The organism is Acinetobacter sp. BSP-28 (assembly GCF_044130285.1).
Taxonomy (GTDB): Bacteria; Pseudomonadota; Gammaproteobacteria; order Pseudomonadales; family Moraxellaceae; genus Acinetobacter.
In genome coordinates, this window is sequence record NZ_JBIQOB010000031.1 from 20,800 (window position 1) to 31,481 (window position 10,682).

Annotated in this window: 9 protein-coding genes and 1 pseudogene; all 10 read left to right on the forward strand. The window is 41.3% G+C overall.

The window, feature by feature from the left end:
• The first annotated feature begins 64 nt into the window (after window positions 1-64).
• Window positions 65-196: a hypothetical protein gene (locus ACE01R_RS16380; RefSeq protein WP_395552576.1), complete on the forward strand. Its 132-nt coding sequence runs from the start codon at window positions 65-67 to the stop codon at window positions 194-196.
• Between the two features lie 61 nt (window positions 197-257).
• On the forward strand, window positions 258-914 hold the full coding sequence (locus ACE01R_RS16385) for an outer membrane beta-barrel protein (protein ID WP_395552577.1): 657 nt from the start codon (window positions 258-260) through the stop codon (window positions 912-914).
• 77 nt (window positions 915-991) lie between these two features.
• Entirely contained in the window at window positions 992-1,327 is a 336-nt protein-coding gene (locus tag ACE01R_RS16390) for a hypothetical protein (RefSeq protein ID WP_395552578.1), read from the forward strand.
• 64 nt (window positions 1,328-1,391) lie between these two features.
• The gene (locus ACE01R_RS16395; protein ID WP_395552579.1) at window positions 1,392-4,940 is read left to right on the forward strand and encodes a transglycosylase SLT domain-containing protein; all 3,549 of its coding nucleotides are present in this window, start codon (window positions 1,392-1,394) and stop codon (window positions 4,938-4,940) included.
• A 37-nt stretch (window positions 4,941-4,977) separates the two neighbouring features.
• Window positions 4,978-6,192, forward strand: coding sequence for a hypothetical protein (locus ACE01R_RS16400; protein ID WP_395552580.1), 1,215 nt, complete (start codon window positions 4,978-4,980; stop codon window positions 6,190-6,192).
• On the forward strand, window positions 6,192-7,109 hold the full coding sequence (locus tag ACE01R_RS16405; protein ID WP_395552581.1) for a phage BR0599 family protein: 918 nt from the start codon (window positions 6,192-6,194) through the stop codon (window positions 7,107-7,109). Before ACE01R_RS16400 ends, ACE01R_RS16405 begins: the two co-directional genes overlap by 1 nt.
• Before the next feature lie 11 nt (window positions 7,110-7,120).
• On the forward strand, window positions 7,121-7,369 hold the full coding sequence (locus ACE01R_RS16410; RefSeq protein WP_395552582.1) for a hypothetical protein: 249 nt from the start codon (window positions 7,121-7,123) through the stop codon (window positions 7,367-7,369).
• Window positions 7,370-7,377: 8 nt separating this feature from the next.
• Window positions 7,378-7,554, forward strand: coding sequence for a hypothetical protein (locus ACE01R_RS16415; RefSeq protein WP_395552583.1), 177 nt, complete (start codon window positions 7,378-7,380; stop codon window positions 7,552-7,554).
• Window positions 7,541-10,327 carry a hypothetical protein gene (locus ACE01R_RS16420; RefSeq protein WP_395552584.1) on the forward strand — a complete coding sequence of 929 codons (2,787 nt, stop codon included), beginning with the start codon at window positions 7,541-7,543 and terminating at the stop codon, window positions 10,325-10,327. The genes ACE01R_RS16415 and ACE01R_RS16420 overlap by 14 nt, the downstream gene beginning before the upstream one ends.
• Window positions 10,327-10,682: pseudogene (locus ACE01R_RS16425) on the forward strand (hypothetical protein); the annotation flags it as partial. The gene ACE01R_RS16420 and the pseudogene ACE01R_RS16425, both read left to right, overlap by 1 nt.

The window sequence follows — 10,682 nt, forward strand, 5'->3', positions numbered from 1 at the left end:
CTTTCGTCAAAAGAGGGGCTCTCTTTTTGTTGGGAGGCGCATTGAGCAAGGTTTTGGTAATTTGATGGCGACTTATTTGGGTTCTAAAGGTGCTCAAAATGTAAAAGCCCAGTCCTTCATGCCGCATGAGGATCAGCCACAAGAAATGTCGCTCGAAGAATACATGATGCAAAATTTTGGAGGGGAATCGACTTAGGTCGGTTTCTTTTTGTTCAATAAATTAGTATCTTATCTACACCATAAATGGGGGTAAGACAATGAAAAAATTAATTTTAACTTTAGCGATTGGGGTAATATCTACTTTTGCATCTGCGGATAAGCCATTAATGCTTAGCAATGGTGCACCAGTTGTAATTGGCACAAGTCCAAACTATGTACATACAGAAAATGAGTCCCAGTCAAGTCGCACCAGTCCATTTTCAGTTTCCTTTGGTTATGCTGGCTCTAAACTAGGTTCGGACGATTTTCTAGGCACTGAGTCTTTTGATGGTGTGTTTGTGAATGCTGCTTATCAGAATCACCCTAAAGCAAGTATTTGGGCGGAGTATATATTCCAAAGCTCGGAAGTTGATTACAATCATTTTTCTGTTGGTTATAAATATAAATTTCTTGAAAATGAGAAGCTGTATTCAGCAGCATCACTGGGCCTGGGGTATGCTTGGTTAGATGAAAGTGAAATCGATCCAGATCTAGGTAAATTTAATGTCGAGTTAGAATACTTCACTATTCCAGCGGCATTGGAGGTTGGTTACAAAGTATCCCCGCAAGTTGATATGTTTGGATCATTCGGCTACCAGTGGTTATTTAATGAAGATGCAAAAGTGTGCCTAAACGGTGAATGCTTATCTGGTAACGGTGATGAGTTGGATTTAAATGGGGTAACCTACAAAGCCGGCCTTCGATACAACTTCTAAAGCAAGCCTCCTTCGGGAGGTTTCTTTTTGTGCAGTAACTTAGTATCTTGTTCTAAATTATTAATTTTGGGTGGGGTATGAAGAGTATATTTTTGGTTATGGGCATCATGCTATTAACCCCAATCGCATCTTTTTCAGCACCAGTAAGTGAGGATATTCACGAGCAGAACTGTAAAGATTTATATGAATTGGCTGAAGCAGTAATGGGTGCTAGACAAAATGGCGCTCCACTAATGGCTATGTTGAATGATGCTGATAAGTATGAAAAAAACTTAGAAAAAAGAAAAATTGTGAAGGCGGTTATTATGGACGCTTTTAAAGAAAGTAAATTTAGTACTGAGGAGTATCAGAAAGAGCAAATAAATGAATTTGCTAAAAAATATTATTTAGCATGTATGGAAATGTATTTGTAAGAAAGATTTTTATCATCAAAAAATAGGCCACCTTCGGGTGGTTTTTTTACGCCTAGAGGTTTATATGAGCACAAAGCTTGGGACATTAACGCTTGATCTGGTGGCTAAGATTGGTAATTTTGTTGAACCAATGAATCAAGCCGAGAAAAAAGCAAAGGGCACAAGCCAAACTATTGCAGAGGGCTTTAATGTTTCTACGCTTGCGGTAAATGCTCTAGGTGCAGCTTTCGCTGGTGTAACGGTCGGTGGTTTAGCAGCATTTACCAATCAAATGATTGACACTGGCAACGAGATTAAAAAACTATCTCAGCTGTCAAACACATCTACTTTTGACTTCCAGTTTTATGCTAAAGGTGCTGAAACGGCTGGCATAAGCATGGAGTCATTTGCAGATAAAATGAAGGACATGCAAGACCGTATTGGGGATTTTCAGCAAACTGGCGGTGGTCCTTTAGCTGATTTCTTTACAAACATTGCGCCTTTAGTTGGTGTAACAATTGAACAGTTTCAAAAGCTATCCGGTCCAGAAGCTCTGCAACTTTTCTACAATTCATTAGAAAAAGTCGGAGCTACAAAAAATGATATCAAGTTCTATCTGGAATCTATCATTTCTGATTCATCACTGCTTATTCCATTATTAGAGAATGGCGGTGAGGGTTTTAAAAAGTGGGGGCAGGCGGCAAGTGATGCTGGGGCAATCATGTCTAACGAGATGATTGAAAAACTAGCCTTAGCAAAAGAAAACATGCAAATGCTTAACCTTCAGGTTGAGGGTGTTCAAGTAAGCCTAATTAATGGATTGGCTCCAGTAGTACAAACAGTAGCAAATAATCTTGATGTAGTTGCTGTTTCCGTAGGCACTGTTGCTGTTGTTATGACTGCAAAAGCTACACCAGCGTTTGTTATGGGCACAATTGAAGCCACACGCTATCAACTTGCTTTAGCTAGAATGTCTGCCCAAGCCGCAGGCACCACAACAACATTGACGGTTTTAGGCGGTGTTGCTCGTGGAGCGCTAGGATTATTAGGTGGACCAGTAGGGTTGGCCTTAACAGTTGCAGTAGTTGCAGGTAGTTATCTTCTTTTTCGTGATAATACTGCGAAATCCACAGTATCTTTACGCGAAAATAATGAAACTGTAGAGCAGGCAATTCAAAAATATACCGAATTAGATAAAATTAAACGTGCTGCTCAACTTGTAGAAGAGCGTGAAAAATTAGAAGAGCTTTCAACTTCATATGAAGATGTAAATTCTAAGCTGATTGCATATACATTAAATGTAGTCCGTGGCTCTGATATGACTTCAGAGCAAGCATCCAAATTTTCTGACCTTGTGATGGGCTATAAGTCAGGAAAAATCACACTTGAACAACTCTCCGATGCAGTAAGCAAAAGCACATCATTAAGTAAAGATGAAAAAGATGCCTTTATTAAGAAGGCGGCAAGTGTTCGCGATGCTTCAACTGAAGTAAACAAGCATAAAAACTTAATCAGTCAAATGATTGAGCGCGACAAGCAGCTCATTAAAACCAATGATGATGTTACTAATTCAATTGATCGCCGTGGTGCTGCACTGCTTAAACTTACTCAAAAAGAGCGAGAGGTTTACAACTCAATTGGTCAAGAGGTAGAGCGTGAAAACTACATTAATGCAAATGTTTCTCGTGGGCTGATGTCTCGAAATCAAGCGGAGTATTTTGCCGATAAACGAGCGGAAGCAGGAGTTCCTTATTCAAAGCTTCTCAGCAAAGAGATGTATATCCAAATTGAGCAGGGCTATAAGCTCCAGCAGCAAACTAAAAAGCGTGAAGAAACTGAGAAAAAAATTGCAGACGAGCAAAAGAAAAGGGCTGATTTTGCTGAGAAGAACTACTCTTACACAAAATCAGAACTTGTTATGCTTGAGCGCGTTGCAAAAATCTCAGCAGCAAACAACCTAAACGACATTGGCGCTAAATATGGAATTCCTGAAAACCTATTGGCTGCTGTTATGGCGCAAGAATCCAAAGGGATTATTAATGCTAAAAGCTCCACGGGTGCAATAGGTCCTTTTCAAACAACAGGTGTATACCGCCAGCAGTATAATTTATCTGTTGCTGATTCTTATGATGTGAAGAAATCTGCTGAAGTTGCTGCTAAAGATTTAGCTAAATCTTTTGAGGTTTTTGGGAATTGGAAGGATGCTATTACGGCATATAACGCTGGCGTAGGTGGAACCAAGAACCTCAATAAGAATGGATTTACAGGGTCAAAAGCCAAAACCAAAGAGGCATCAAACTATGCCCCAATGGTTGATAAGTGGTTTACTGCCTTAAATGGCTCAGCCCTAAAAAACTCAGGCTTAACAGGAAAAGAGGCCGTTTTAAGCATCAAGGAGTTAGGTGAATATTGGGAAAATGCTGAAGATTTAAGAAAGCAATCTCTCGAACGCCAAAAAACAGTTGCTCAAAAATACTTCACTGAAGAAGAGCGAATGTCATTTGAAAATGCGGAAGCAAGGAAAGAAATTGAAATCGCTTTTGCTGGCGATGATGAGGCCATAGTTCAGCATTTGTTATTGCAAGAGAAGGCATATAGTAAAGAGCTTTCGGAATACCAGGAGACACAAAAACTCAAAACGATTGCTGAGAAAAAGCAATTGCTAGAGGCTAAAAGCAATTGGATGACCGCAAGCGATTATGCGCAGGAATACTATGCTTTAGTTCGTGAGGAAATTCTTAATACCCCATCTTATTCACCTGAGATGAAGGGTGCGCTAATTAAGCAAGCCAACATGCAGCAAGGCATGGAACAGAACGCTGAACGTGAACAGGTATGGGGTGACTATCAAGATCGATTTACTCAAACGGATTACTATCAGCAAGATGTTGATCTGCTAAAAAGCGCACGTGATCAAATGCTAATAACTGATCAGGAGTACTATCAGAAGAGATCATTGTTACATGCGGAGTGGGGGGAAAATTACTTCAGTGGCACTGCAGATGTTTTGAAATCAGTTCTCGGTGAAGAGTCCGGTTATTATCAGGCTGCGTTTGCCATATCTCAAGGATATGCAGCAGCAAAAGTGGCTTTAAATGCCCCAGAAACATACTCCAATGTGTATAACGCCGTGTCTGGCATCCCGTATGTTGGTCCATATATTGCGCCTGTTATGGCTGGTGCAGCAGTTGCCTTGCAGCTTGCTCAAGCAGCAACAGTCGGCAGTGTTTCTTTTAATCCATCCGGATATGCGGACGGTGGTTTCACTGGTCACGGTGGAAAATATGAACCAGCCGGTATTGTTCATAAAGGTGAAGGTGTTTTAACGCAAGAGGAAATCGCAGCACTTGGCGGGCCTTCAGGTTTTTACGCACTTCGACAATCCATTAAAAACGGTTTTGCCGATGGCGGTTTGGTTATGGATGCGCCAAAGGTTTTAAACCCAAGCCAAAATCCAGAGGTGAAAAAGGCCATGGATCAGGTGCAGTCGAATAGTGGGAAATCTCAAGTCATCGATAACAACCTACGAGTGATCATGGTTAAAGATGAGAGCGAGGCTAAAGATATGCTGTATGGACCTGATGGTGAAAAAGCCTTTCTATACCACATGAAACGTAATCGCAGCAAAGTCTAATGACCCACTTCGGTGGGTTTTCTTTTATGAGGACAAAATGAAAATACAAACTGAACAATATGGCGAAGTCCACGTATTAACAAATTGCCCTCTGCTTAATTCAACCGAACGCCTGGAATGGATGACTGAAGTTCATGAGGCAGATGATGGAAGTGAAGAGCGCTATCCGCTACGTGACACGCCCCGGCAGATTTTAAGCTTTAACTACACTCAGATGCGTAAAGCCATGGGCGATATGTTTCATATGCTGTCTGCCAATCTGCGTAAACAGTGGGGTATTCCGCTGCGACAGGTCAAAAGAGTCATTCCAGATATGGTGGATGATGACTACATCATTCTTGATACAACCAGCACCATAGCCGACCTTAGAGTCGGTTTTGCTTTTATTGAGAGTAGTGAAGGTAACCATGTTGTTGAGATTACCGAAAAGGGTCGCTACATCATTATTCAGGAAGAGATCCGAGACCAGGAAACCGAAGAGGTTATTCAGCCATTAATCACTGAATACCAGGATGGCTTCCGGTTGGCAGCAAATATTACTGTAACCCATGCGGTGATGATGCCTCTACGGATCTGCATTATTGATGGCGATGCATCAATCAATGCCGGCGGTTTCTGGTCCAATGCTTCAATGGTCTTTCGTGTGCTGGCTGAAGACTTGCCAGAGCATGCGGGTGATATTCCAGATCAGTACAAAGGCAATGATATTTATTTTAAACCGCTGCTACTCGATGGCGACTCTATCGAAATCACCATGAGCCAGCATCAAAACGTGGTGGATAACAGCATTGGTGGATTTCAGTCATTTACCCATCATGCCAAAGCCAAGCAGTCCAAGCCGTTTAAATCACTGATTCGAAGTTGGGATGAGTTCCAGGAATTTCGCCGGTTTCTGTTCCGTCGCGGTGGCCGTTATCGTTCATTCTGGTTGCCGCTATATGAGCAGCATCTCAATATTTTAAACACCGGCAACATCACCACCAGTTTAAGCACAAATACCAAGTATTTGATTGAAGCAAATCGCAATTACCTCGCGGTAAAGCGCAAGAATGGCACATGGACAGCGCATGAAATTACCGCCAAAACAGGTGGTTCATTGACTGTTTCACCGGCAATCAATGCGCAGCGAAATGATATTCAAACCATCTGTTACATGGGGCTTTACCGCTTCGATGCCGACCAGATCGAGTTTCAATTTTTGGGTGCGGGCATTAGCCAGGTCACGGTGCCAATTCTGGAGTTAGAAAGCTAATGGATATTCGTGTAGAGCTTTATCAATTCAAGCATGGGGATAAAGCCTGGTATTTCACCAACCATCGCAAAGATGTCGTCCATAGCGACATCACATATAAATCAGTGCGTGGTTTGGATCGGGATGCTATTGAAGATGCCGATATTGATAAGTGCGAGATAGAAGTCACTTTCCCTCAAGGCAGCTTTAAGAATGTAGCGGGTGATAGCTTCACCAGTATTTTCTTAAACAAAATTTATTTTGAATCAGTGTATTTGACCATTCTTGAGCTTGAACAGAATGAAACACTGGTTTTGTTTATGGGGCGCGTGACTCAGCCCAAGTTTAATGACTCAGAAGACACCATGATGCTGGTTTGCTCTACCGGTGAATCTTATTTAAACCGGACCATCCTGACACGCAAATTCCAGAAAACCTGCCCAAATTCCATTTATGACCGCTGGTGTGGTTTGAAATTTGAAGACTGGGCATTCGATGTGACCGTGACAGCAATCAACGGTCTGACAATCACATTCACGGTAAATCCAACACAGGTGAAGGATGCTGAAGGCAATCTAGTCTTTGAGCAGATTCCAGTTTTAGATGAGCTGGGGCAACCAGTTTTGGATGTAAATGGACAACCGACCTATACAGATGGTAATCCGGTGATGGAAACCAAAACCTATGCTGTGGGTTATCTCAATCGCGGCCTGTTTAAAAAACTTGGTGTCTATACATTCATTGTTGGCAATACATCAAGCTCGGTGACTTTATATCGCGAGCATGTTGGCCTGAAAGTCGGTGATGTGATTCAGCTGGCACCTGGCTGTGATCAATCTCTTAAAACCTGTCATGAAAAATTTGATAACGCTGCTCGTTTTGCCGGGCATCCGTATATGCCGAGTGAAAACCCGGTGATGAATCAATTGATTAAGTAGGGCTGAATTAAATGGTTACTATCCCAGCGTGGATTATATATGCAATGTGGGCTGTAGCGATTGCGACTGCAGTCTACACCTATGTTCAGATGCGAAAAATGCAAAAGAAAAACCGTCAAAATGCAAACCAGTTAGATGGAACGATTGCGGATGAAGGCACTTCATTTAGCGACATTGCCGGCAGCCCACACATGTATGGAAATATCACGCATCTTTGGGGGCAAACCACAACACCAATTAAATCCAAAGGTGGCAAGTGAAAATTTACATGTCTGATTTACGAAAAGCCAAAATGTGTGCTCGCGGATCGCGGGCATTTTTTTTGTCTCAGGGCTGGGATTGGCAGGACTTTCTTGAGAACGGCATTGATCTTGAAATTGTGAAATCAACAAATGATGCAATGGCTTTGCAGATTGTGGAGATGGTAGAAAATGGGCGGAAGTAGCGGACAGGTTATTGGGTATAGACATTATGCAAAATTCGCTTTGTTTATCGGCAATACAATTGAAGGCATACATGCAATAAATATTGATAAACGCGGGTGGGTAAGAAAACTTTTTAACGACCATCGCTTCATATTTACAATGGTTGATAAAAACCTTTTTGGTGAAACAGAGGGGGGGTATGTCGGAACTATCGATATTCGTTTTGGCTTAGATGACCAGGCTGTAAATGAGGACTGGAAAAAGGAAGTGCCATTAATTTCATCATACCCTTATCAATCATATTTGGTTTTTCGAGGCATTCGAGAGCATGGCGGCTGGGTTGCTGATATCGCGAATGAGGTTGGAGCAACCGAGTATTTTTATCTCGGCAACTCTGGCTATATGAAAGAGATGCTGCTTTGGCCAAAGCGGATTCATATAAGAAATGATGGTCGTGAACAGTGGTATGATGCCAAATCTGAGGTAGTTACATACAACACTGGTAGTGAACCAAACCTGCAATATTCAGGTGCATGCGTTCATAATGCTTATTTGGATGGGTTTCAAACATCAACATACATAGAAAACCTACATTGGACGATTCACCCAGATCCAAATTCAAATAAAGACATGGGGAGTGTGGGTGCTAGTTACAGACAGAATTCGCCATTTAATAGTGATTTTCCTTATTCCACTGCATCTGCAAAATATGTTTCCCAGATAAACTCCAAGGGTAAAGTTAAAGTAACTGGTAGAGTGGTTGTAGCGGGCCAAACATGGAATATCTATCCAGTCGAAGGTTCTGATTTAATTGACGAAATATCAGTAACTTTCTATGAAGGCAATGAAACAACAAAACATTATCTTATTGAGGCTTGGTTTGATCTAACAAATACCGACAAATTTGGCCTCCAGGTGGATGTAAGTGGAAATGTGGAAGACCCAACCCATTTGTATAAGGACCTCAGTGCGCAAATTATATGGAATTATTTCTATGGTCCATATCCATATGATGGCACCCCATCTGGTGACATGAATCCGATTCATAAAATTCGCGAAATTCTCACTGATGACACAGCAATGAATAAGCCAGAAACATCTGTAAATGATGCGAATTTTATGAAAGCGGCAGATTGGATTTTTGATGAAGGCTTAGGCATTTCATGGTCAATCACTGAAAAATCATGCATGGATGCTATTAATGAGCTCTGCTATCACATCGAAGCTGGCATTCGAGTAAACAGACAAACTGGTCTTTATGAAATGGTTTTGTTTCGTGATGACTGGTTTGAAGAAGATGAAATTCACAGCATCCCTGAAAACAAAATCAAAAAAGGCAGCATGCAGTATGAAATTACCAATGCTGATGAAGTGATCAATCAGGTCAACGTAAATTACTACGATCGGCAAAATATTAAGAATTCATCCTTTTCCATTTCTGAAAGCGGCTTGATTCAGACTCTGGGCCGAGTCAATGCTGAAACAGTCGATTTTCCATATTTCATGAATATGCGAAATGCTGAAATCGTAGCGAACTGGAAACTTAAAATTCTATCAACTGGTGTTTTAAAAGGTTCATTCACAACCGGTTGGCGTGAAGCACGTAAATGGAATCGTTATGATTTGATCCGTTTGCCATGGTCTAAGCGTTGGGTTGGAACCATTTTGGTTCGAATCATGAGTATTAAACTTGGTGGACCAACCAGCAATGAGGTTTCTATTGAGTGGGTTGAAGTTGTTCCATCCACCGGAATGATGAATACCACCATTGTTGCAGATGATCCAGTTAACACACAACCCGAAGTACCAAAACCATGTAATGCGAAAGTTTTTGAATTGCCATACTTTGAAGCAGTTCAAGCGTTTGGTGAGCGAGAGGTGGGTATTGAGCTTACCGATAATCCAGAAATTGGCTATTTATGCGCTATTGCTGAAAAACCTCAAAACAATTCACTCAGCGCTGCTCTGTATGCTGATAGCGGAAGTGGGTTTGAGCGTGTAGCAACAGTGAATTACTGTGAAACAGCTTATTTAGATCAAGCTATTGATCGTATAAGTGGCTCATTTGTGGTTAAAAATGTTGGAAATATTGCATCTATACGAATTGGTAGTCAGGTTTTCATCAACGATGAAACGATGGTGTATCAATCATATGATGCTCAAACCAAGGTTTTAAATGTAAAGCGCGGAGCATTTGGGGTACCGCAAATTCACGTTGCCAATTCCATCTTATATTTTGCTGATGACTTTATTGCGGTTGATCAAACACTTTATGTTGATGGTGAAACTGTCGATGCAAAAGTGCTAACCACCACTCCAAGTGGCGTGCTTGCTTTGAGTGATGCGGCGACACATGAAGTTGAGTTTAATGCTCGAGCAATCCGACCTTACCCACCAGCCAATGTGAAAATTAATGGTGAATATTGGCCTGCGGAACTTGAAACTGACTTGATTATAACCTGGGCTGATCGTAACCGTGTGCAGCAAACTGGTGGTGAAATTCTTGGGTGGTTTGATGGTGGTGTGACAATCGAAGCTGGAGTAACCACACACCTGACTTTAATTCAGTTTGACGAAAATGAAGTTGAATTAGAAACGGTGAGTGTCAATGTATCCGCGGCCAACACATACACATATCCGATGTCAGCATTAGAGGTTGATACTCGTACCATTCGAGTTGAGTTAAAAACTGTATGCGATGGTTATGAGTGCTTAAATCCGTTTATACATACCGTTGAGTTATCTCAATTCTTCTCAGCGCCTTATAACTTAATAGTGGAGTATGTTGAATAATGCCGAGTTTAGTTAGCAATTGGGATTTAGATGGTTTTATAGATGAGCAGCGTTACTACTGCTCTGAAACTCCAATTGATCTGTTGAATTTACCAGTGCCAAAAGCAATTTTGGCAGGAGATGTTCGAACCTATACGGATTTTTCGATTACAGCAGGAGTAACATATTACATATGCGTTGGTTCTGTGAAAAATGGTGTTGAAAAACTGAGTGATATAGTTGTAATGACTGCACGCGATGAATATTGGGCCAATGTTACTTCATTGCTTCATTTCAATGGTGCTAACAATTCAACTACATTCACCGATCAAAAAGGTATTGTGTGGAATAGGTCTGGCAATCCAGTTATCTCAAC

Bases quoted from the DNA above. Each gene is read 5' to 3' on its own strand.
- ACE01R_RS16420 (WP_395552584.1), top strand. From the start codon at position 7,541: ATGGGCGGAAGTAGCGGACAGGTTATTGGGTATAGACATTATGCAAAA.
- ACE01R_RS16390 (WP_395552578.1), top strand. From the start codon at position 992: ATGAAGAGTATATTTTTGGTTATGGGCATCATGCTATTAACCCCAATC.
- ACE01R_RS16395 (WP_395552579.1), top strand. From the start codon at position 1,392: ATGAGCACAAAGCTTGGGACATTAACGCTTGATCTGGTGGCTAAGATT.
- ACE01R_RS16380 (WP_395552576.1), top strand. From the start codon at position 65: ATGGCGACTTATTTGGGTTCTAAAGGTGCTCAAAATGTAAAAGCCCAG.
- ACE01R_RS16385 (WP_395552577.1), top strand. From the start codon at position 258: ATGAAAAAATTAATTTTAACTTTAGCGATTGGGGTAATATCTACTTTT.
- ACE01R_RS16410 (WP_395552582.1), top strand. From the start codon at position 7,121: ATGGTTACTATCCCAGCGTGGATTATATATGCAATGTGGGCTGTAGCG.
- ACE01R_RS16405 (WP_395552581.1), top strand. From the start codon at position 6,192: ATGGATATTCGTGTAGAGCTTTATCAATTCAAGCATGGGGATAAAGCC.
- ACE01R_RS16415 (WP_395552583.1), top strand. From the start codon at position 7,378: ATGTCTGATTTACGAAAAGCCAAAATGTGTGCTCGCGGATCGCGGGCA.
- ACE01R_RS16400 (WP_395552580.1), top strand. From the start codon at position 4,978: ATGAAAATACAAACTGAACAATATGGCGAAGTCCACGTATTAACAAAT.